At 43.3% G+C, this 24,402-nt stretch carries 17 protein-coding genes; 6 read left to right on the top strand and 11 right to left on the bottom strand.

Annotated features, from left to right (window positions below; genetic code table 11):
* The 7 genes from porK to mfd form a co-directional block, all read right to left on the bottom strand.
* On the bottom strand, positions 1 to 1,039 hold a 1,039-nt coding region (gene porK / locus DD657_RS01250), incomplete at its 3' end, for a T9SS ring complex lipoprotein PorK/GldK (protein ID WP_287048108.1).
* A gap of 12 nt (positions 1,040 to 1,051) precedes the next feature.
* Positions 1,052 to 1,999, bottom strand: coding sequence for a PorP/SprF family type IX secretion system membrane protein (locus DD657_RS01245; RefSeq protein ID WP_021986569.1), 948 nt, complete (start codon positions 1,997 to 1,999; stop codon positions 1,052 to 1,054).
* A gap of 90 nt (positions 2,000 to 2,089) precedes the next feature.
* A complete protein-coding gene (locus DD657_RS01240; protein WP_021986570.1) occupies positions 2,090 to 3,343 on the bottom strand; it encodes a hemolysin family protein in 1,254 nt (417 codons plus the stop codon).
* Positions 3,343 to 3,921 (bottom strand): LPS export ABC transporter periplasmic protein LptC, encoded by a 579-nt coding sequence (lptC, locus tag DD657_RS01235; RefSeq protein ID WP_021986571.1) that lies wholly within the window; start codon positions 3,919 to 3,921, stop codon positions 3,343 to 3,345. The genes DD657_RS01240 and lptC overlap by 1 nt, the downstream gene beginning before the upstream one ends.
* A 10-nt stretch (positions 3,922 to 3,931) precedes the next feature.
* Positions 3,932 to 5,263: a tetratricopeptide repeat protein gene (locus DD657_RS01230; RefSeq protein WP_021986572.1), complete on the bottom strand. Its 1,332-nt coding sequence runs from the start codon at positions 5,261 to 5,263 to the stop codon at positions 3,932 to 3,934.
* Between the two features lie 117 nt (positions 5,264 to 5,380).
* A complete protein-coding gene (locus tag DD657_RS01225; protein ID WP_068691946.1) occupies positions 5,381 to 6,106 on the bottom strand; it encodes a type III pantothenate kinase in 726 nt (241 codons plus the stop codon).
* Positions 6,103 to 9,408, bottom strand: a complete 3,306-nt coding sequence (gene mfd / locus DD657_RS01220; RefSeq protein WP_021986574.1) for a transcription-repair coupling factor — start codon at positions 9,406 to 9,408, stop codon at positions 6,103 to 6,105. The genes DD657_RS01225 and mfd overlap by 4 nt, the downstream gene beginning before the upstream one ends.
* Positions 9,409 to 9,821: 413 nt before the next feature.
* Between mfd and DD657_RS01215 the strand changes: the two genes are divergently transcribed.
* Both DD657_RS01215 and DD657_RS01210 read left to right on the top strand, forming a co-directional pair.
* On the top strand, positions 9,822 to 10,724 hold the full coding sequence (locus DD657_RS01215) for an NAD(P)-dependent oxidoreductase (protein WP_287048103.1): 903 nt from the start codon (positions 9,822 to 9,824) through the stop codon (positions 10,722 to 10,724).
* A 9-nt stretch (positions 10,725 to 10,733) separates the two neighbouring features.
* Positions 10,734 to 12,122, top strand: coding sequence for a TlpA family protein disulfide reductase (locus tag DD657_RS01210; protein ID WP_287048102.1), 1,389 nt, complete (start codon positions 10,734 to 10,736; stop codon positions 12,120 to 12,122).
* 46 nt (positions 12,123 to 12,168) lie between these two features.
* Here the strand turns inward: DD657_RS01210 and DD657_RS01205 are convergent, their stop codons facing one another.
* Positions 12,169 to 14,544 carry a bifunctional UDP-N-acetylmuramoyl-tripeptide:D-alanyl-D-alanine ligase/alanine racemase gene (locus DD657_RS01205; protein WP_287048100.1) on the bottom strand — a complete coding sequence of 792 codons (2,376 nt, stop codon included), beginning with the start codon at positions 14,542 to 14,544 and terminating at the stop codon, positions 12,169 to 12,171.
* Between the two features lie 55 nt (positions 14,545 to 14,599).
* Entirely contained in the window at positions 14,600 to 16,054 is a 1,455-nt protein-coding gene (gene cls / locus DD657_RS01200) for a cardiolipin synthase (protein WP_021986578.1), read from the bottom strand.
* A gap of 50 nt (positions 16,055 to 16,104) precedes the next feature.
* Here cls and prmC point away from each other — a divergent pair, with 50 nt between their 5' ends.
* Positions 16,105 to 16,953 carry a peptide chain release factor N(5)-glutamine methyltransferase gene (gene prmC / locus DD657_RS01195; RefSeq protein WP_021986579.1) on the top strand — a complete coding sequence of 283 codons (849 nt, stop codon included), beginning with the start codon at positions 16,105 to 16,107 and terminating at the stop codon, positions 16,951 to 16,953.
* An 11-nt stretch (positions 16,954 to 16,964) separates the two neighbouring features.
* Entirely contained in the window at positions 16,965 to 17,465 is a 501-nt protein-coding gene (locus DD657_RS01190) for a regulatory protein RecX (protein ID WP_021986580.1), read from the top strand.
* Here the strand turns inward: DD657_RS01190 and DD657_RS01185 are convergent.
* Positions 17,437 to 19,344 (bottom strand): sensor histidine kinase, encoded by a 1,908-nt coding sequence (locus DD657_RS01185; RefSeq protein ID WP_068692436.1) that lies wholly within the window; start codon positions 19,342 to 19,344, stop codon positions 17,437 to 17,439. The genes DD657_RS01190 and DD657_RS01185 overlap by 29 nt on opposite strands.
* Before the next feature lie 117 nt (positions 19,345 to 19,461).
* On the opposite strand from DD657_RS01185, the gene DD657_RS01180 reads away from it, so the two are divergent.
* Complete coding sequence (locus DD657_RS01180; RefSeq protein WP_287048097.1) at positions 19,462 to 20,400, top strand: DUF4922 domain-containing protein; 939 nt, start codon at positions 19,462 to 19,464, stop codon at positions 20,398 to 20,400.
* Here the strand turns inward: DD657_RS01180 and DD657_RS01175 are convergent, their stop codons facing one another.
* Positions 20,401 to 21,813: a NupC/NupG family nucleoside CNT transporter gene (locus DD657_RS01175; RefSeq protein ID WP_021986583.1), complete on the bottom strand. Its 1,413-nt coding sequence runs from the start codon at positions 21,811 to 21,813 to the stop codon at positions 20,401 to 20,403.
* 200 nt (positions 21,814 to 22,013) lie between these two features.
* Between DD657_RS01175 and DD657_RS01170 the strand changes: the two genes are divergently transcribed.
* Positions 22,014 to 24,335, top strand: a complete 2,322-nt coding sequence (locus DD657_RS01170) for a beta-N-acetylhexosaminidase (RefSeq protein WP_287048096.1) — start codon at positions 22,014 to 22,016, stop codon at positions 24,333 to 24,335.
* Positions 24,336 to 24,402: the final 67 nt, after the last annotated feature.

The raw sequence follows: 24,402 nt of genomic DNA, 5'->3' as shown, positions 1-24,402 counted from the left end.
CATAAGTTCCGACAGGTACCGTAATACTACCGCCGTCGCCGATATAGTTTCCACGCATCGGTTTGAAATTCGCCATAAAACAACCTTTCTTATTCCGTGTATAATAACTCCCCCAGGGATAAGTAGCACCACTCAAGCCACCACGGGCTGCATATTCCCACTCGGCTTCCGAAGGCAAACGCCAGTCCTGAACACGGTTGGAAGAGGCATTGTTGAACAAAGCAGTACGCCAGTGACAGAAAGCCTGCGCCTGATGCCAGTTAACGCCTACTACCGGATAATTATCATAACCCACATGTGAAAAATATTCCTTCACATAAGGCTCATTGTAGGCATATGTGAAATCCTTCAGCCAGCACAAAGTATCCGGATAGATACGGACAGACTTGCGCATGATAAAAGATGAACGCCCCTTTACCGCTTCCCGTTCGCCGTTGGCATTGATTACGGTTCCCCCTTTATAAGTCCCGGTTTCCGGGTCATAAAAACGGTCATTGGCAGCAGCCTGCTTAAAGTCATACCAACTGAACTTATACACCAGCTTCCGCACATCCAGTTCGCCGGCAACAATCCGGTCGTCCCCGGCGTAATTCATACCTTCCAGAAGTTCCTTATACTCTTCATTCTTTTTTCCCTCAATACGCATTCTTCTGTCCAAAACAGGCGGCTCCAATACATTGCCTTTCCGGTCTTTCATCAGGAATTCTTCATACCCTTCATCTACCAGCCGTTGTCTTTTCATCGAATCCAGTACGGAATAAACGAATTGACGGTATTCGTCATTGGTGATCTCCGTCTCATCCATCCAGAAAGCTGCCAACGACACCGTACGTTGCGGAGCAGACATCGACCAGGCAATATCCTCATCATTCTGTCCGATATTCAGGCTACCGGTCGGAATTAAAACCATACCATACGGACGGGGCTCAAACCATCTTTTTACTTTACGCGTTCCCACCAATTCTCCGCCTCCGTTGTAAGGAGAACAGGCAACCATCATTACTGCTATAAAGAAAAATACGAACCGTTTAATTTGCATAATATTGATATTTTACAAAAATCTTACACTCTTATATATTTTCTCTCTTTTGCCGATATGCATACCAAAACAATAAGAAAGAGTCACTTCATGTGAATCTCCTGTATACCGACCGACATCACTAACATTCCAATCATAACTATATCCGATCAACACCCCGTTTTTAAGCTCAATCCCCCCCATAAATGTCAAGGCTTCCTCATAACGATAAGAAACGCCTGCCCAATATTTTTTATCATAAATAAAGTTAGAATTCACACTATACTGTGAAATCACAAAATCCGTCTTATAAAAAACAGACGGCTGAATATCCATTTTCGGAGACAAAGCAATCGTATAACCGGCTGTAAAATACATATGCCTGTTCCAAAAAAACTCTCCGATCTCTCCGATAGTCATTTTAGGCTTTGTCAAATGGCTTACAGATGCACCTGCATAATAATTCTTTCCGGACAAAAATACGCCTACACCTGCATCGAACATAATCTTGGATAAATCTACGTTCGCCGCTCCCAATGCCGGGTCCTGATCCGCAGGGGTAAACCCCGGACCTACAGGAATATGAAAATCTCCTGCAATTTTAGAATTCACAACACCTATTTTAATCCCCGCACTCAATATTCCAAAATTAAATATCTTCTTATAAGCATAATTCACCATAAAATGCAAATGACTTTGCATCCCTAACCTATCACTCATAATATTTAAACCGATACCACCGTCCACACGTCCCAAACGTAAAGGGGCATCTATATTAAAAGCATACGTCTCAGGTGCTCCGTCCATTTTTTGCCATTGGTTACGGTATATCCCTGAAATCGCCCAATTTCCCCGCTCTCCTGCAAATCCGGGATTTACCGTCATATGGTTATACATATTCTGACTAAACTGTGGGTCCTGCTGTGCTTTTACCAACACACTTATTGCCAGTAAAGCAATAACTATTAAACATCTTCTCATCGCACCATACCGAGTTTAGCAATTTGCTGTAAAAATAGATAAAATTATTAAAGCTTACTAAAAATTTATAGCAAAACTAAACAAAAAAAATTACACAACCACCTTAATTTCCTCAATTCTCGCATTTTTAACACACAAGACTTCAAAAAGATAATCTCCGATTACTATTTTTTCTCCTTCTGTAGGTATACTTTCATTGTAATACAAGAGACAACCGGCCAGGGTCTCATACTCTTCATTTTCCGGTAAATCCAATCCGTATTTTTCATTCAGGTAATCCACCTCCAGACGGCCGGAAAAAATATATTCATGATCCGAAACCACTTCTTCCTTCAAGTTGGGATGATCGTGCTCATCTTCAATTTCGCCGAAAATCTCCTCCATAATATCTTCTATGGTGACAATTCCGGCCGTAATTCCGAATTCATCCACAACGACAGCAATACTCCGCTGCTGTTTGATAAACAGATTCAGTAAATGAGAGGCGGACATCGTTTCAGGAACGATAATCACACCACTGAGGGCTCCGACAATATTCCTGGGATTTTTGAACAAAGAAGAGGAATGCACATATCCGATGATATTATCTATATTTTCCTTATATATCAATATGCGGGACAATCCTGTGGATATAAATAAATCCCGCAATTCCTCCATGGTCGCATCTATCGGCAAAGCCTTCAAATCCGTACGCGGAACAATACATTCGCGCAATTTTATTTCCGAAAAATCAAGAGCATTCCGGAAAAGCTTAATTTCATGTACTTCCTCTTGCGTCTCGTCCGCCATTTCACCTTCTTCGATCAGGTTATTCAGATCGACTTTCCCAAAGGCCCGGTTTTGTTCTGTCTGCCCCATTTTTTTACCGGTAAACAAACGTAGCAAAAGCCCTCCCAGCCACACCGAGAAATAAGTCACCGGAAAAAACAACAGATAAAACAAAAATACAGGAATAGCAAAAAAACGCAAAAAAGCATTCGGACGAAGCCGGAAAAGAGTTTTAGGCAAAAATTCGGCAAAAAACAGTATGATCAAAGTAGATATCAAGGTCTCCACCAACATCTTCATTCCCAAAGAAAGATCGCTTAAAAAACCGAACTGTCCGACCAGATAATCTTTCATAAAGATACCGTAGATGACCATGACCACATTATTTCCGACCAGCATGGTCGTAATATACATGCCCGAATTGGAAACAAACAGGTCGATCAATGCCTGGGCTATACTTTTATCCGACTTGCTGATTTCGATACGCAATTTGTTCGAAGCGACAAAAGCAATCTCCATCCCGGAAAAAAAAGCCGACAATAAAAGACAAATCAATATGACTGTTAATATAGACATCAGTTACTTGTATCCATTTCAAATTGAACCTCTCCGTCTGTTATATTCTTGAAAACCGGATGCTCCAGATTCTGATCCGATTCAAAACCGTCACTGCTTTCCAAAATATTATTCCCGTCTGTCAAACGCGTATAGCGATCGGAATATATCCATTCTTTCTTGGTATCCCAATACAATAGCTCTGTTTCCAGTTTCTTTCCTTCACTGTTTTTTACGACCACCTGATTCCGGGCCTCCCACAAACCGTCTTTGACAAAATTCTTTGCATATTTGGAATGGATTTCTCCGATCACATTCCCGGTTTTATCGTAATATATGACGTGAATTCCTTTCGGAAATTCATCATACTCCTCCTCTTCCGTATGTATTTTATAATACAAGGGTGTGTACATCCGGTATTTCACCCGGGCTGAATCGGAATAAGTCATAATCAGGTTCTCTCCCGACATTTCGGGCAAGACTTCCTGGTCGGTAATCCGGCTTACCTTCCGGATATCGTTTTTACAAGCGAAAAGCATTATTGCCCCACAGAGGACAATAATGCTTTTATAAAAAGATTTTCGTGTTATAACAGACATATTCCGTTTACTATCTGAAACGCGCCGTTGTCGTCTCGTTAATCCAATCACCGACTTTCACGGAAACTCCGGGAGTAACGCTACGGAAAAACGCTTCGTCCTTACTCGGGAAATGCGGTGAATATACAGCAATTAGTTTATTGGCTTCTTCTGCCACCGAAGGATCAACCTGTTTTGCTTTGATAAATTTATCGACAGCAACCCAGAACACAGATGCATGATCGAAATCATCCTCTCCGTAATTCTTGCTGTATGCGGCATATGCATTTCCGATAAGTATATAAGCCACACCCATGTTCGGATTTAACTTCAAAGCCTCCAGAGCATTTTTCTTCGCTTCAACGAATTGTTTTTTGGAAAGCTTGATCTGTGCCAGTCTGAAATAATAATCAGCTTTAGCGGGATCCTCATTACTTCCTTTTTCAATTGCTTCTGCTAAATAAAGCTCCGTTTTATCAAACTCCTGTCTTTTCCAGAACAACATCGCCAGGTTATAAGCAGCATCGGCTGTCGGCTCCTGTTGATATAATTTTTCAGCCACCTGGGCAAACAAAACCTGATCTGTACATTCGCTTCTTCTCAATATACTGGCAATTTCTTTCAATGTCGCCAGATCATCCGGAGATTTATCAAACTTGGGCTGCAAAAATCCCACCAAGGTAGCACAATCGGCAACACCGGCATTAAAGAACAATGCATTCACCGTTGTTTTTACATCTTCATAAGCTTCTTTGGATTTTTCCGGAGCCTGAGCGATTCCTTTTTCAGCATAATCACTCAATTTCATATAAAGATCGACATACTCATCCTTGGTAATCATATCTTTTTTCAACAATTCATCAGCAACGGCAAATGTCATTTTTGCAGTAAGAGGATGCGTCTTCATCCCTTCCATCTGAATTGATTTTGTCAGATAGCCATAGGCCTCCTTAGCGGCATTCACATCGGAAATACCTCTCAGACGGTATAGATTAAAACCTTTTTTACCTATCGCATATCCTTCGCCCAAACGATTATGATTCCCGAAATATTTTATCCATTGATCGTAAATCATCATCAATGTATCCACATAAGCGGGATTTTTCGTTTTACTATACATTCCCATCATGATGTCCTCACCCCGGACATAAGTGTTCAACTGGAATTTCGGTGCATTATTGAACACATATCTCCATGCGGGTAATGCATCTTTATAATTTTTCTGTTTTACAAATTCTGTGTAAATGGAAGCTTGTTCTATCGTTTTCGTACTATCAAGTCCAAATTTTGAATCCAGTGTCTGGGCTTTGACAAAACTTCCCACAAAACACAACCCCAAGGCTAAAACAATAATTTTTCTCATAATTATTATTAAATTAAAATATCCGACTCATACTGCAAAAATCTCTTTTTTCAGCTTTCTGTGCAAAATTAGGACTATTTTTTTAAAATCCGCAGGATAAAAGCTACAATTTAAGATTTACTTACTTTTTTTATTGAATTCTAAAATATCATTTAACCCGATCATTCCCAACGATTCCTCGAAATGTATTCTTTCTCCCTGTAGCTTTTCGAGCAAACACAGGCTTCCGCCGGTAATCACAACCTGTCCTTCGGAAGTATAGCGGAAAAAATCATCTATATATCCTTTCACTTCAAAAACCATACCATTCACGACACCGTTACGGATAGCCTCTTCCGTATCCCGTCCACAATCCGTACATGTTCCGCGGGCCTCCACATAAGGCAGTTTCTCGGTAAACGCATGCAAAGCCCGGAAACGCATTTCCAGACCGGGAGAAATATTCCCCCCCAGAAACACACCATTCTCAACATAATTGTAGGTAAATGCTGTTCCGGTATCTATCACCAACAATCTCCCGGCCGGGTAAATCCGCCGGGCTGCCGTACAAATAGCGATCCGGTCGAACCCCAGTGTCACCGGGGTATTGTATCCGATTTCCAGCGGCAATAAAAGCCCGGGGGAAGCCTCCAGCCAAAAAACAGCTTCCCGGCGCAATCTCATCCGCAAATCCTCCTCGATCTTACCGCTCCCGGATAAAAACACATGTACCTCATGCTCTTTCCGCACATCCGTAATTGTCCGGAACAGTTCCTCCATTCCGACACCTTTTATCCGCATTTCTCCCAAATGAAAGAAAGCATATTTCAAGCGGGTGTTGCCAACATCTATCACTAAATTCATATCCCCTGAGAATTTACGGTTTCCTGAAACATCTTATCCACATACCTCGACATCTTCTCGACATTGGTAATCTCTGTAAAAATCAAAGACAACTTATCATTTTTTTCATTCATCCGGCAAGGCAGTTCCTGATGTTGTACAAACTTCAACAGGTTGGTAAATACTGTTGAAGCATAGAAAGCAGAAGAGGGTTCTGCAACAAAATACATCACCATCTTACCGTTTTTTACAAACAAACGCTCAACCCCCATTGCCACACACCGCCTCCGTACCCGGACAATTTCCATCAAACCTTTTACCTGCGGGGGTAATTCTCCGAACCGGTCGTGCAAAGCCCGGGTAAATTTCTCCAGCTCGCTGTCTTCCGATATATTATCCAATTCCCGGTACAATTTAATTCGCTCACTGACATTTTCTACATAAGACTCCGGAATCAGCACGGCAAAATCCGATTCGATGACACAATCCGTAACATACTCCTTCCGCGTATTCGATTCACCGGTATGCAAATCCGGGAATTCTTCTTCCCGCAACTCCAGTAAAGCCTCGTTCAAAATCCGCTGATAAGTCTCGTAACCGATTTCTGCGATAAAACCGGACTGTTCCGCCCCGAGAATATTCCCGGCTCCACGGATATCCAAGTCCTGCATAGCGATATTAAACCCACTCCCCAAACCACTGAAATCCTCGATAGCTTTCAAGCGGCGACGGGCATCCGGATTCATCAAATCCAACGAAGGTGTCAATAGATAGCAAAAAGCTTTCCGGTTCGAACGGCCTACCCTTCCCCTCAACTGATGTAAATCACTCAAACCGTAGTTCTGGGCCTGATTGATAATCATCGTATTGGCATTCGGAATATCCAGGCCCGATTCAATAATCGTAGTGGCAATAAGCACATCATAATCGCCCCGGATAAAATTGTGCATCACTTTTTCCAATTCTTCCCCGGGCATTTGTCCGTGAGCGATACAAGTCTTCACCTGGGGTATACTCCGATGCAGCATATCCTGTATATCCCGGATTGTATCCACCCGGTTATGAATGAAAAACACCTGCCCGTTGCGGGACATCTCGTATAATATCGCTTCTTTTATAAGCTTCTCGTCAAAACGGTGCAACTCTGTAACGATCGGATAACGATTGGGCGGCGGAGTCCGGATAATCGACATATCCCTCGCCCCCATCAGCGAAAATTGCAACGTTCTGGGGATGGGCGTAGCTGTCATCGTAACCGTATCCACATTGACTTTCAAACGTTTCAACTTCTCTTTCACGCCCACTCCGAACTTCTGCTCTTCATCGACGATCAACAATCCCAGGTCTTTAAACTCCACATCTTTACTGGTCAGACGGTGCGTACCGATGATAATATCGACTTTGCCCGCTTTCAAATCCGTCAGAACTTTCTTTATATCCGAACTTTTTTTCATCCGGCTGATGTATTCCACCCGGCAAGGCATCCCGTCAAGTCTTTTCCGGAACGTATTGTAATGCTGATACGCCAATATCGTCGTCGGTACCAAGACGGCCACCTGCTTACTATCGGCTACTGCCTTGAATGCCGCCCGGATAGCTACTTCAGTTTTACCGAAGCCGACATCCCCGCACACCAAACGGTCCATCACCTCCGGACGTTCCATATCGTGCTTCACAGCTTCTATCGCTTTCATCTGATCCGGAGTTTCCTCATACATAAACGAAGCCTCCATTTCCTCCTGCAAATAAGTATCTTTGCTAAAAGCAAAAGCCGGTTCTTTTTTACGCCGGGCATATAAAGCGATCAGTTCCCGGGCAATATCTTTCACCCGGGATTTGGTTTTCTGCTTCAAACGGTTCCAGGCATCCCCTCCCAAACGGTTTACAACCGGCGCTACCCCATCCTTCCCCTTGTATTTTGAAATCTTATGCAAGGAATACAAACCGACATACAACTCGGAATTATTTTTATACACCAACCGGATGGCTTCCTGTTCCCGTCCGTCGTTGTTGATCTTAACCAATCCTCCGAAACGCCCGATTCCATGATCGACATGTACGACATAATCGCCCGGATGCAAATTTTGTAACTCACTCAATGTGATCGTCTCCCGCCCTTTCCGTATCCGCGTTGTCTGCAAGCGATACTTGTGATAACGGTCGAAAATCTGGTGCTCGGTGTACACACACATCCGCAGTTGCTCGTCTGAAAATCCTTCATGGATGACACCGTTCAAATGGGTAAACTCAATGGGAAAACCTTTATCCGAAAAAATATCCCGTAACCGTTGTATCTGCATCGCATTTACAGAGCAAACATACAATTTGTAACCGGCTTCCTGTTTGGTTTGCAATGTCTCTGCCAAAATATCGAAACGTTTATTGACAGCAGGCTGGGCATCACACTTCACATCAACGGTCATTCCCCGGAAATACACATCAGGCCCCCATTCTACCACCGAACAGCGATCTATATATCCGAATAACGTATCTTCCGGACTAAGCATGTTCTCGTCCAACTCCGACCGCAACGTTTTGATCTTATCGTACATATACATACCGTTCTTCACCCACCATACGGATTTTTCAGGAAAATAACTGAAAAGATCGGTAAACTCTACCCGGTCGGCAGCATCACTCAAATCCGGTACAATAGCGACCTCATCGATGACCTGTTCCGACAATTGCGACTCGACGTCGAAAAAACGGATACTATCCACATCATCTCCAAAAAAGTCTATCCGGACAGGCCGTTCCTCGGCAAAAGAATAAATATCGACAATACTGCCCCGGATGGAGAACTGCCCCGGTTCGTAAACAAAATCACTCCGGACGAAATTATATTGTTCGAATAGCTCCTCCAAAAAAGAAATCGACAGCTTATCACCTGTCCGGACGGTCATCGACAATTTTGTCAAAACCTTCTTATCCACAACCCGCTCGGCTAAAGCTTCGGGATAGGTAATCAACATACTGGCATTCCCGTTTACGATATTTTTAAGCACTTCCGTCCGCACGAGTACCGAATCGTTATCCTTTTCATCCTTACGGATCGCCCTGCGATAAGAAGAAGGCAGGAAGCACACCTGCGATTCGTCTGAAAATGCCAGGACATCATTATAAAAATAAGCCGCTTCTTCCCGGTCCGACAACACAACCACCCGAAAACCGGGACGGGTTTTGACCATCGCACTTACGATAACGGCTGTAACAGAGCCTACATTATTGATGAGTCTGTATTTTCCGTCGCCCCTGAGTTTTTCCGTCAACTTCTCTACCACAGGCGACGTCAGATAAGATTGAAGTATATCTTTTATATCCACTTCTTTTTTTTACAAAAGTAAAAAGTAAAAATTGAAAATTGAAAGCCGGAAATTGAAAATTCGGTTAAGAAAGTAAATTTTAAAATATAAAACGTCCGTAAAGACAGAATGAAAGGTGGAAAACAAAACTTTTTGAGAAAAAAGTAATTAACTTTGCCTGCAAACGACAAAAATCAGGAATCGAAGAACCGGAAACCGCAAAAGCCAGCGATACCGCAGACGCTCTATGTGCCGTGCATGACAGCCACACAAGCAGGATAAACACCGAACTCAAAACCTGTCATCCCCTAAAGGTATTTGCAAACGTTTAAGCTTATCCGGTACGATTTCTCATTATATCCAATATTTTATTTTACATCACAAATTAACGACCGACATCAGATATGGAAATCGTATTTTTAGAATCTTTAGGCATGTGCGAATGTAAAATCGCCCAACTTTGTGAACCTTTAAAAGCGCAAGGACATCATATAACCTTCTATCCCGACCGGAACGAAAAAGAAGAAGTACTTATCGAAAGAGCTCAAAACGCTGAAATTATTATCGTCAGCAACATTCCTCTCCGGAAAAGTTTTCTGGATGCCTGCCCCTGTTTGAAAATGATTTCCGTTGCATTTACCGGTCTCGATCATATCGACCTGGAAGAATGTAAAAAACGGGGGATCACCGTCGTGAATGCCGCGGGTTATGCTACCCATGCCGTAGCCGAGCTGGCAATAGGTATGATGATTGCCGTTTACCGTAAGATTGTAGGGGGAGATGCCATCACACGCATCGGAGGAAGCCGGGAAAGTTTTCTCGGCTCCGAATTACACCGTAAAACAGTCGGAATCATCGGCGCCGGTGCCATCGGGCAACAAGTAGCCCGATTAGCCTTGGCGTTCGGTTGCCGGGTAATCGCATACAACCGCACCCCCCGGATATTTGAAAACATTCAAGCGGTTGACAAACCCACTCTTCTTCGGGAAGCGGACATCATCAGTATACACCTTCCGCTCACAGCAGAGACCAAAGATTTTATCGGAGAAGAAGAATTTAATATCATGCAGCCACATGCCGTTTTAATCAATACGGCCAGAGGCCCGATTGTCAATAAGGACGCCCTCTATGAGGCATTGAGGAAAGGTAAAATTGCGGGAGCTGCCGTAGACGTATACGATCAGGAACCTCCGTTACCGGGAGGTTACGAATTATTCAACGCACCCAATTTATTAATGCTTCCCCACATGGGATATGCAACAAGAGAAGCTTTCGGCGATCGCATCCGGATTGTCATCGACAACATCCTTAACTGGCTGAATTCAACAACCCGATAATCAACATATATGCTAAAAAAATTACTTTTACTTTTTATCCTCCTTCCCTTGTTCGCAACGGGAAAAGATTTTCAGGTCAGGCTGGCCATAAAAAACCTGCCCGAAGGCAACGTCCCTGTTCTCCTGAGGATATACAACGGCAATATGATTATGCTGGACAGTATTCCGGTAAAAAACGGAGAAATACTGACATTTGATATCCCGGACAATACCCCCCGCGGTATGCTGAAAGTCGTTCTGGGACCTTCGGCATATGCCAAATACACGAACGGCCAACCGACTGCGGTCGATTTCCTGTTTAACCGGGAAGACATCGAATTCTCCCTTGATTTCAACAACCCGGAAAAGACATTGAAAATTATCCGGTCGGAAGAAAACAAGGTTTATTTTGAAGCATTGCGGCACGAAATCCTGTTTTTCCGGAAACTGGCTTTGCTCGAGCAGGTAGTACTCCAATATCCGGAACAAGACGATTTTTATCACTCGGCTCTGAAATATTACCAGAAATACCAGACAGACCGGGAAAAATTACTGGATAGTATGTATGCAGCCCGCCCCCACATGCTCGCCACCAAAATTTTAAATACCCGCCGCCTGCCCTTTACAGCCGGAAATCTGTCTCCCACAGACAGGGACTCCATATACAAGCATCATTTTCTGGACAAACTCGAATTCAACGATACGACCTTATTGTATACAAACGCCTACACCGACAAATTATACCAATATATTCAGTTCTTTATAAAACCGAATCAAAGTCCGCGGGAGAATGAAGCTGCAATAATCAAAGCTCTGGATAACATTATGCCCAAACTGGAAAGCAATGAAATCGTCCGGACTCATCTGTTGCAGTTTCTGATTCAAGGATTCGAGAGTATGAAAATGGAAGAAGTACTGGCACATATTTCCGAAAACTACTTACAACAATGCAACAGTTCGATGGAAATTGTAAAACGCCGTTTGGAAAAATATCAGAAAATGGCTATCGGACAAAAGGTGCCCGACTTTACCGCCGTTGACGTACACAATAATCCCGTCAGCTTATATGCCGACATTCATCCCTATACTTTATTGATCTTCTGGCATACAAACTGTAGTTTCTGCCGGCAGTTTCTCACCGATCTGGCTAAACCGGAGATTCAGCAAATGCTGCAACATTACGACATCAATATTATCGGCATTTCTATCGACGACAACCGGGAAGACTGGATTAGCTATTCTGCCGGTCACAAACTGAATTTTTCAAACACGTTTATCGAAGGAGGATTTTACAGTGAAACAGCCGGAGAATATAATTTATTTGCGACCCCCAGCCTGTTTTTACTCGACAACAATCACACCATATTGGCTAAACCGCTGACCATAGAAGAACTGGTCAATGCGTTGAAGAAACTTTAAACAAACAAATAAACAGGTGGAAAAAATACCACCTGTTTATTGTTGCTTATTCTTTGAAATAAACCCTTTTTACCCGGTGTGCCACCCCTGTAAGCACCTCATAGGGAATGGTCCCCAACTTTTCAGCTAATTCGGTCACGGGAATATGTTTTCCGAAAATCTCGACCTCATCCCCGACCTGTATATCCGTTCCGGTAATATCCAACATACAGGTATCCATACATATATTCCCGATAATCGGTACCCGCAAGCCTTTTACCAACATTTCACCCGCTCCGTTACTCAAGCGGCGGTTTAATCCGTCGGCATACCCTACCGGAACAACGGCAATCCGGGAGTCTTGTCCGACAATTCCCTTACGGCCATATCCGACGGTTTCATGCGCCTTTACATTCCGGATAGAAGCAATATACGTTTTGAAAGTACTGACAGGCGTTAAAGCAGCTCCGACAGCACTGATCCCATGCAAACCGATTCCCAGACGTACCATATCGAAACTATACTGAGTAAAACGCTCTATCCCGGCAGAATTCAGAATATGACGCATAATCTTATAATCAAAATGCTCCTGAATCTGTCCGGTCATCTCAATAAACAAATCGATTTGCTGCTTTGTAAACTCATCATGTACCGTCTCATCGCTTCCTGCCAGATGAGAAAACACCGAACGTATAACCACCCGGCGCGGTTGCGCAAAAAATTCGAACAATGCCGGCATATCTTCCGGATCGAGTCCGGAACGGTTCATTCCCGTATTCAGTTTCAGATGTACCGGATAATTCCGGATTCCATGCTTCATCAATGTCCGGTCAAAAGCCTTCAATATATCCAAAGAATAGATTTCCGGCTCCAGATTAAACTCGATCATATTATCAAAAGCTTCCGGCTGAGGATTCATCACGGCGATCGGAATATCGATACCGTCAGCCCGCAAAGCCACTCCTTCATCAGCAAAGGCTACCATCAGGTAATCAACTCCCTGATATTGCAGTAAACCGGCAACTTCTCCGGAACCGGAGCCATAGGAAAAAGCCTTGACCATCACCGCCAGTTTCGTTCCTTCCGGCACTAAAGAACGGAAATAATTCAAGTTAGCGACCATAGCATCCATATCCACTTCCAGAATCGTATTGTGAGACTGCTGCTGTAAAAAACCGGCGATAAATTCGAATCTGAACTTACGGGCTCCCTTTATCAAAATGACCTGATCCCGAAAAGTTTCCCGGTCCTCCAGCCTTAAAAAACGGTCCGTATCCGGATAAAAACGAGCCTTCATCCCAAAATAAGACTTATGCTTCATCAAATCTTCTCCGATACCGATAAATAAGGTAACCCCCGCTTTTTCAAGCATTTCCGCTATCTCCCGGTAAAGCGCATCCTTATCCGACCCGGTATCGACAAAATCAGACAATACAACCGTCCGGGATTTCGCCTTATCCTGCATCGTCAATGTATTCAATGCCAAATGAAAAGAAGCTGAATCCGAATTGTAATAGTCGTTGATCAAAACACAACGGTTGATCCCCTCTTTGATTTCCATCCGCATAGCTATCGGCTGTAACCGGCTTACTTTCTCGGCGATTCTTTCCGGTGCAATCCCTTTCATCAACAACACGCATACGGCATTCATACAATTTTCATAGGAAGCTTCATCCGGAAAAGGAATATTGATCTGAAAAACATTTCCTTTATATGTAAGCTCTACCCTACGGCCTTTATCGGTTACCCCCAATGTCCTCGACTTCACTGCAACGCCATCGCCTTCTCCCCACAATATCACCTGCGCCTGCTTATCCGCAACGGATGCAATATAACTCAAAGCCTCACCTTCTCTGCCGATAATCGCATGGCAATACCGGAACAAAACGGCTTTTTCTGCCAATTTTTCCTGAAGCGAAGCAAAATTTTCTCCATGAGCATCCCCCAAATGAGTAAAAATACATACATCCGGACGGATCATACTTTCCAGACGAACCATTTCGCCTTTCCGGGAAATACCCGCTTCGATCAACGCTATCTCCGTAGATTCTTCTATACCGTACAACGAAAGCGGTACCCCCACTTGTGAATTATAACTCCGGGGACTCCGGTAAACGGCAAAATCATCCGATAACAATTGATAAAGCCATTCTTTGACGATCGTCTTCCCGTTACTACCTGTAATAGCAACAACCTCCGCCTTCATTTTTTCACGGTGAGTCCGGGCATAAGTTTGTAAAGCTTTCAGCACATCGTCCACCACATAAAATTTAGCCTCCAATGCCTCAAACTCTTTCCTCTTCTCACTCACTACAAAACTACGCACCCCCCGTTCATACAAACCTGTAATATAATCATGACCGTCATGATTATTTCCCTTCAATGCAAAAAACATCGTCGATTCGGGATTGTTCACCGAACGGCTGTCAATACTGATTTCCATCTTTATATAATTAAAAACACCATTCTCAAAAAACACAACCGAAATCCCGGACGGATCACAGCAAAGGAGCAAACAAACGTGCCACAGACTCCCGTATTTTCTGCCGCTTCGGACGGAATTTCCATTTATGTATACTCTCTTCCACGCTGTCTCTCATATCTTCAACAAAAGAAGCCGCCAGATTTTTAGCAACATTCCGGTCGTATATAATCAAATTCACTTCAAAATTCTCGTCAAAGCTACGCATATCCATATTGGCAGTACCCACACTCGCCATCATACCGTCTACAACAATAACCTTGCTATGGTTAATGCCTTTCTGATACCAATACACCTTTACTCCGGCTTCCAGTAATTCCTCGACATAAGAACGCGAACACCACTGTGTCAGCCACGAATCGGATTTATGCGGTAACAATATGCGGACATCGATTCCCCCCATCGCCGCAGCTTTAATGCAGTTCAGCGTTGTCTCTCCGGGCATAAAATAAGGGGTAGAAATAAAAACGTATTTCTTTGCCGTATTGATCAGCGTAAAATAAGCCTGTTGTATCGAGGCCCAATCGCTATCGGGTCCGGAAGCCACGGTTTGTACAATTACATTGCCGTCTTCTTTTTTATAAGGCATATAATCTTCCTTATTTAACAACAACTCCTGCCGGACAAAATACCAGTCTATCAGAAAAACAATCTGCAAAGAAGTCACAGCCTCCCCTTTCACCCGCAGATGCGTATCCCGCCAGATCCCGATGCCGGGCAAACCGTTCATATAGCGATCTGCAAAATTCAAGCCTCCGACAAAGCCGGTTTCTCCGTCAATGACAATAATCTTACGGTGATTACGATAATTCGCCTTATCGGCAATCCGGTGAAAACGTACCGGCAGAAAAGGGTAAATCTGTATCCCGGCAGCCCGCATTTCCCGGATGTAAGTTTTCGGCAGACTCCAACAACCGACATCGTCAAAAATCACCCTTACCTCAACTCCGCTTTTTGCTTTTGCAATCAAGATATCTTTCAATCGGGTTGCGAGTTCTCCCGCTTCGATAATATAATATTCCAGGTGAATAAACCGTTTAGCCCTCCCCAATGCAGTGAAAATAGCCGGAAAAGTTTCCTCTCCGTTTTTCAATATATCCACTTTATTGTAACGAGTCAACAGTGCCTTGCTGTTATTAAGCAATAGTGTCATCAGTTTCCGGACATCCTTCATATCCTCCTTTTTCAGGAATTCCGTTTTCTGTATCCGCTGCTTCTGGTCCTCACTCATATATTGCAACCACTTCATATCCCCCAATCCCTTCATCGAAAACATCTTGATTTTACGGTAATTGACACCGAAATACAAATAAAAAATCATACCGACAAGAGGGACAAACAACAATACCGCCACCCAGGCCAGTGTCCTTACCGGATTCCGGTTTTCCAAAACGATATTGAATGCCACCATCAATACGGTAAGTAAATACAGTACAATTAAGGTGTAGATGACGATGACAGACCAACTCATATATTCGAAACAGGCTAGACTATTTATAATTAATTTCTTATTTTTGTTTTATGAATATCAGTATTTATACTTTATCCCAATACGCATCCGGCGAACTTAAAGATACATATGAGCCGGAAGAAATCCGCAGCATCTGTCGTCTCATTTTCATGGATGTCTTTCATTACACAAATATAGACATCCATATCCAAAAACACGAAAATTTACCGGAAAGCTTTCTCGGGAAATTTCAGGAAATCATAGCCCGCTTAAAACAGGGCGAACCGATCCAATATATCATCGGCACAACCGAATTTGCCGGTCTGACATTTACAGTCAATCCCTCAACCCTTATCCCCCGACCGGAAACAGAAGAACTGGTTTTGTGGATCAAATCCCTGGCTGCACCTTCATCACACATATTGGACATCGGAACAGGCAGCGGCTGTATTGCAATAACTCTCGCACATCTATTGCCTGACAGCCGGGTTACAGGCATAGACATTTCTGCCGATGCTCTGGCAACGGCTTCTCACAATGCCATGATCAATCTCACGAAAGTACAATTCCGGCAAGCCGATATCTTCGATTACCGGCCCGAAAGCGGCAGCCGATTCGACATCATCGTCAGCAACCCTCCTTATGTACGTATGAGTGAAAAGCAGTACATGCAACGTCAGGTAGTGGATTTCGAACCCCCGACCGCCCTCTTTGTCCCGGATAAAGACCCCTTGCTCTTTTACCGGCAAATTGCAAAATTCGGCCAAACCCATCTCCGCAAGAACGGACTGCTCTTTTTCGAGATCAACGAAGCCCTTGGACAAGACACCGTAGATTTATTAGCCCGGTATCCATATTCCGGCATTGAAATAAAAAAAGATTTTTTAGGAAAAGACCGGTTCATAAAATGTACCTACTAACTTCATCGCTCATGGATGCAAAAAATGCCCTCAACATCGTCGCCGGTTTATGCAGCAAAAAAGAATACTGTCTTCAGGAAATCCGGGAAAAACTCAAAAAATGGGATATTACGGAAAAAGACACAGCACGGATTTTGGATTTTCTGATCCAAAATAAATTCATCGATGAAAACCGCTTTGCTTTTGCATACGCCCGGGATAAATTCCGCTTCAACAAATGGGGCAAACAAAAAATCATATTGATGCTCAAACAAAAACAAATCCCTGCCGGCATTATCCGGCAAGCGGTCGAAACACTCGATAAAAAGGAATACGATACGGCTTGCCTGAACTTACTGCTTCAAAAAAAGAAAAGTTTAAAAAATGAAGATCCTTTAAAAGATAAAAATAAGCTCATCCGTTTTGCTCTTTCCCGGGGATTCGACTACGATACCATCCGGAATTGCTTACATCATCCGGAATTCCGGACAGGATACATCTCCCCTAACGAGAACGGGTCATGGGATGAGTAAAGACAAAACGGGCTCCTTTCTTATAACTTCGATCCACCCATATTTCGCCACCCAGCATATTTACCGTAATCCGGCAAATGGCCAGTCCCAAACCGGTACCTTGTACATATTCGTTCAGCTTCGAGAATCGGTCGAAGACAACTTCCTGCTTTTCTTCCGGAATTCCACAACCTGTATCGGAAATAGCAAATACAACCTGTTTTTTCGCTTCGTCGATTTTCAATTCCAGCCGTATTTCGCCCGCTTCCGTAAACTTATTGGCATTCGACATCAGATTGATAAGTATCTGCTGCAAACGCTGTACATCCGTTTCCAATTCAAAACTCTCTACCGGCGGCTCAAAAACATAACTTACCCCTGCCTTTTTCGCCGGAGAGGTAGTGGCCAACACCCCCTGACAAAGTAAAATCAGATCACAGGTTTCATAGGTCAATTGAAGCTTCCCCGTCTCCAAACGGGAAATATCCAATATATCGTTCACCAAACGCAATAGCAAATCGGAATTGGTCTGTATGATCTCTACAAAATTTTTCTGCTCTTCCAAAGAGAAATCCTCCGATATCAAAACATTCGAGAACCCCACAATCGCATTCAAAGGAGTCCGTATCTCATGACTCATATTGGCTAAAAAAGCCGTCTTCAGCCGGTCAGATTCCTCTGCTCTCTCTTTAGCTGCCACCAATTCAACTTCCGAATCCTCCAGTTCGTCTTTCAACCGCTTTGTCCGTAAATAGAAATACAAGGTAATGATAAAACCGAATAACAAAAACCCGAAAGTCAAGCCGATAAAAAGCAATTGCACTTTATATTTAACCCAGAAAGAAACATCTTTATTCAAGAATTCAACATCCTTCGGCAAATCTTTTTCAGAAAAACCGAATTCCTTTACCTTTTGCAAATCGAATGAATATCCATTGGGAATAAATTGAAGTACATTTTTATACTCCCGGTTGCTATGAATAGTCTCATAAGCCTGCCTACCCAAATCTCTTCCTACATTCCGGTATTCCGGAATGTAACCGCCCAAAGCCCAATAACCCAAGCCGATTGAAGTCATCGAAAACACCGGTATTTTAGGATTGGCGGACATCATCGTATAAGTCGCATTTTTCATAAAATACCCTTCGTTTTTATCCACCCGCCAGGTTCCCATCAATATCACCGTTTTTTCAGGCAATGCCGCAATCTCGTCCACGATCGTGTAAATCGTATGCTTCCGTCCATCCAGACATATCAGGCCAAGCTCGGGGAAATGCCTCATTTCCTTCTTTACATGAGCCAATAAACTAACCCCACCGTAACTATTGTCCGAAATAAATGCAATATGCCGGACATCCGGATAAAGCCGCTGTATCAATTCTATATTTTTCTCGACATCATATTCATACAGAAAGCCACCGACCTTAAAATTACGCTCTTGCAAAACATCCATACTCTCCGGCTCCCAATCCGACAACACCACTTTATCGTCCGGCAATATAATCGCATTCCGACTTACCATTCCGCACAACAAGGGAACCTCCGGCATGATATTATCCTGGGAAATATAAGAAGCCCATGCCTCCTGTCCCAATAAAATAATCAACGAAGGTCTGTTTTTCTCCGAATACTTTACCAAAATCTCATGCATATGGGATTTCCACATCGGTGCTTCCGAAAAGCTCTTACAATTCATATTCTCGATAATCACCGGCTGCATCCCTCCCAATGATTTGTACTCTTCTATAAATTCGGAAATATTTTGAGCAGTCTGATAAGCTTCCGGATTATACGAACTAATGATCAGGATAGGCCTTTCATTTGCAACAGCCCAACAAGAGAAGGTGCGGAAAATAATCACACACAATATAAAAACACCTGTACCTAAACGTAAAATCATTCCCGTTTCTTTTTCGAATGCACGAAACAAAGATATTTAATTTAAATTCGTATTTTATATATCTTTGATTAAAATTTTCCTTATTCAGACAATTTGTGATAAAAACAGTTAATACCCATGAATATTTTTACAGAAACGGAAAAGTTAGCAGAAGCCCAGCTTCAGGAATTCGAACTGGCAAAAATTAATTATGCGAATTTAAAAAAAGCAGCCTATAAAACGATTCCCATTGGAACATACACATTCGAACTGCAATACAATCCGGACCGGATTCGTTCGACAGCAGCCAATATTACCCCCCGGGTATTGCAATCCCGAAAATGTTTCCTATGCTCTGAAAATTTACCGGCCGGACAAAAAGGTATTCCATACGGACAAGACTACAATATCTTCGTCAATCCCTATCCGATTTTTCAAAAGCATTTCACAGTTCCGGCCACGACACACTCCCCTCAGCTCATAAAAGGACGGTTTACGGACATGCTGGCATTAGCCAAAGACTTTCCCGCTTATACGATCTTCTATAACGGTCCCCGCAGCGGAGCCTCCGCCCCGGACCATTTCCACTTTCAAATGGCTCAACGCCATGTCATGCCTTTAGAAAAAGACATTCAACACGGGGAGATCGTACAACAGGGACACGCATATACGATAAGTACGCTCAACAACTATTTACGGAAAAATATTCTGTGCAGTTCCGGGGATTGTGATCTGCTTTCTTCCTTATTTACTCATATTTCAGAGATATTGGAAAATTTTATTCCTTCCTGTCCGGAACCGATGATTAACCTACTGACGTGGTACAGTGAAGGAATATGGACGGTCGCTATTTTTCCCCGGCGGGAACTAAGGCCCTGGCAATTTTTCGCAGAAGGGGCCGGAAAAATCTTGTTCAGCCCCGGTTGTGTCGACTTTGCCGGCCTGCTCGTCACCCCCCGTAAAGAGGACTTCGACCGCTATACGCCTGCACTATTGGCAGATCTTTTCGGACAACTGACCCTTACCGATGCAACCTGGAAAAATCTCTTACCCTGTCTGCAAACTGTTCATCCCTGATTATCCGATAATCATTCCCACCACCGTCGCAGATAATAAAGACGCCAATGTACCGGCCAGCAAAGCACGCATGCCGAACTTAGCCAACAAAGGCTTATTCTTGGGGGTTAAGCCGCCGATCCCCCCGATCTGAATACCAATGGAGGCAAAATTCGCAAAACCACATAAGAAATACGTACACATGATGATTGACTTCGCCTCCGCAAAAGCTCCGGCCGCTTTCAAATTAGCTAAATCCACATAGCCGATGAACTCCGTCATTATGACTTTTTGCCCCAACAAGCTTCCGGCATAAACCATATCATCAGCAGAAATACCGATTAACCACATCAGAGGAGATATGGCATATCCCAGAAGAAATTGCAGGTTCAATTCCGTATTCCGGCCATCCGTAATCTGTGTAATATATTCATTCAAACCGGTCATACTTCCGAACTTCACAAACAAATAATTGGCAAAAGCAATAAAAGCAACAAAAACCAACAACATACCGGCCACATTAACTGCCAGCTTTACCCCCTCCGATGCTCCGTTGGAAATAGCATCCAATATATTTTTTCCCACCTTATTCTTCGACACATGAATATCATTATTCACTTTTTCAGTCTGAGGAACAAGCAATTTCGCAAATACAACCGCACCGGGAGCTGCCATTACCGAAGCAGCCAGCAAATGCTTGGCAAATACCAGCCTCTGCACAGGATCCTCTCCTCCCAAAAAACTGATATATGCAGCCAATACCCCACCTGCAATTGTCGCCATACCCCCGGTCATCACCAGGAAAATCTCAGAAGGACTCATATCATCCAAATACTCCTTAATCATTAAAGGAGCCTCCGTTTGTCCTAAAAAAATATTACCGGCCACCGACAAAGATTCCATCCCTGAAATATTCATCAATTTTGTCATCACCCATGCCAAAGCGTATACGACCTTTTGAATGATTCCCAAATAAAACAACAGAGAAGTCAATGCCGAGAAAAATATAATTGTAGGAAGCACCTGAAAAGCAAAAATATAACCGGCCTTGGTCGTATCCATCAAATCTCCCAGAAGGAAAACACTGCCCGCCCTCGTGAAATCAAGAATTGTCACGAATATTTTCCCAAAAAATTCAAAAAACGCCTGTACAAAAGGCACATACAACACTCCGACTGCCAACAACAACTGTATGGTGAGTCCGATTCCGACCACTCTCCAGGAAATAGCCTTCCGGTTATTACTAAACAACCAGGCAATACCGACTAATGTTGCTATTCCCAACAAACCCCTCAATACAGACATGACAGACATGTGACTTTCGATATTGACAGCACTTTGTATACCGCTCCCTTGTTGAGCATAAAGTCCCCCTGCCGTCAAAAGTAATAACACAGGCACGAGACATAAAATTTTTTTCAACACACCGTTCATAAAATCAGATTTCTAATTTAGGGCGTGCAATTTAAACCTTTTTATGCAAAAAGCGAATATTTTGACAATATCTTTTCCCACAAAATATCGAATTTACTTTCTCAATTTTCTTGTTATTATTTCTTCATTTTTAAAATATTTGCACAATATTCAGTTTTATTATATCTTGCAATCCTAAAAACAGTAAAAACAATAGACATATGAAGACAATCAATTTACTATTCTTATTCGTACTTTACAGTATATGCCTGACTTCTTGCCAGGAATCCGACTCCGGGCAAACAATCGGTATTATCCCTCAACCCACAAGTTTACAAACGGCACAAGGACATTTTACCTTAACTTCCAAAACCCCTCTCAATATCGTAAAAGGAGCCGATGACCTCGGACCGGCCTGCAAATTTTTCAGTGAACTCGTTGCCCGTTCTTTAGGTAGTCCGTTGCTTACCGAACAGGGAGAAACGAAAACAGGTGCGATCAACATATACATCGATACGACATTAGCAAAAGAAGCATATACACTGCATGTCACCGGTAAAGCAATCGACATAAAAGCCGGTAGTTCATCTGCCGTATTTTATGCTTTCCAGAGCTTGCGTCAGATGATGCCGGTTTCAATAGAAAAAGGTGAAAAACAACCGGCCATTGAAATTCCGGATGTAACGATACAGGATCAGCCCCGTTTTGCTTACCGGGGACTTATGCTGGATGTATGCCGCCACCTATTTTCTCTGGATGAGATCAAGACATATATCGACATGCTGGCCATGCACAAAATGAATCGTTTTCACTGGCACCTGACGGACGACCAAGGCTGGAGAATCGAGATCAAAAAATATCCGGAACTCACCAAAATCGGAAGTATGCGTAAAGAAACCGTCATCGGACGCAACAGCGGCAAATACGACGGACAAGCATACGGTGGTTTCTACACCCAGGAAGATATAAAAGAAATCGTACAATATGCTGCCGACCGTTATATCACGGTTATCCCGGAAATAGAACTTCCCGGTCATGCATCTGCAGCTTTAGCTTCTTATCCGGAACTGGGATGTACCGGCGGACCATACAAAGTAGTCGGGGAATGGGGCGTTTTCGACGATGTATTCTGTGCCGGTAATGACAAAACCTTTGAGTTTTTCCAAAATGTCTTTGATGAGATTATTCCATTATTCCCCTCGGAATACATTCATGTCGGCGGCGACGAATGCCCGAAAACGGCTTGGAAAAAGTGCCCGAAATGTCAAAAACGAATCAAAAAAGAAGGTCTCAAAAACGAGCACGAATTACAAAGCTATTTCATTCACCGGATCGAAAACTACCTGAATTCAAAAGGGAAAAAAATAATCGGTTGGGATGAAATCTTAGAAGGCGGCATATCCCAAACTGCTACGATCATGTCCTGGAGAGGAACGAAAGGCGGCATCGAAGCTGCGCAGAAAGGCAACCAAGTCATCATGACACCTAACACCTATGCTTATCTGGACTACTACCAATCTCTGGATACCAAAAACGAACCTTTTGCAATCGGCGGATATGTCCCCGTTGAAAAGGTATATAGCCTGGAACCGACCGAAGGACTGACACCGGAAGAGGGCAATATGATTATCGGCGTACAAGGTAATCTATGGACGGAATATATCCCGAATTTCTCACAAGTACAATACATGGTGTTACCCCGTATGGCTGCCATTGCCGAAATCGGCTGGACCCCGGCAAAGCTTAAAAACTACGAAAACTTTGTCGGACGGACAATCGCCCTGATGGAACGTTATGACGCTTTGGGCTACAACTACGCCAAACACATTATGTCTGTGAGCGGCAAAACAAGTTTCGATGAAGAAAAAAGTTGTATCCGCCTTACGTTGGCTCCCAATTATCAACAAGCAGCCATCCATTATACTGTAGATGGCAGCACACCGACATTGCAGTCGCCGGTGTATAAAGAACCGCTTGACATTACCTCCGATTGCGATATCCGGGCCCAACTTTTCCGGAACGGTAAAGCAATAGGCAAAGAATTCAACCAATCGTTCAAAATCAGTCAGGCCGTAAAGAAAAAGGCCCGGTTACAGAATAAAATATCCGAAGTATACGCAGCCCAGGGTTCCCGTACCCTCACAGACGGCATACGTGGAACGGTAGATTTTCGCGACGGCAATTGGGTTGGCACCTGTAACGATGATATGATTCTGGTGGTTGATTTCGAACAACCGACAACTTACTCGAAAGTCAATGTCGGTTGCCTGAATAAAGTGGGAGACTGGATCTGTTTGCCTGTAGCTATCAGAGTATATGCTTCCGAAAACGAAAATGATTATACCCAGGTAGCCGAAATAAAAGATATAGCTAACCGCGAAGAATTCAAAGAAGAAGGCATTCACAATATTACTTTAAATATCGAAAACGGGAAATCCCGTTTCGTAAAAGTAGTTGTCGAACGTCAGAAATTCTTACCGGAAGACCATCCGGGAGCCGGAAACGCAGCATATGTATTCCTTGATGAAATAGAGATCGACTGAAACACCCTCATCCTGTTCACGAATTACCGGAAAATTTTATGTTTCGGTAATTCGTGAATAGAAAGGG

This window comes from Culturomica sp. (assembly GCF_003524185.1).
Classification (GTDB): domain Bacteria; phylum Bacteroidota; class Bacteroidia; order Bacteroidales; family Marinifilaceae; genus Culturomica; species Culturomica massiliensis.
This window is presented reverse-complemented; position numbering and strand designations above follow the sequence as displayed.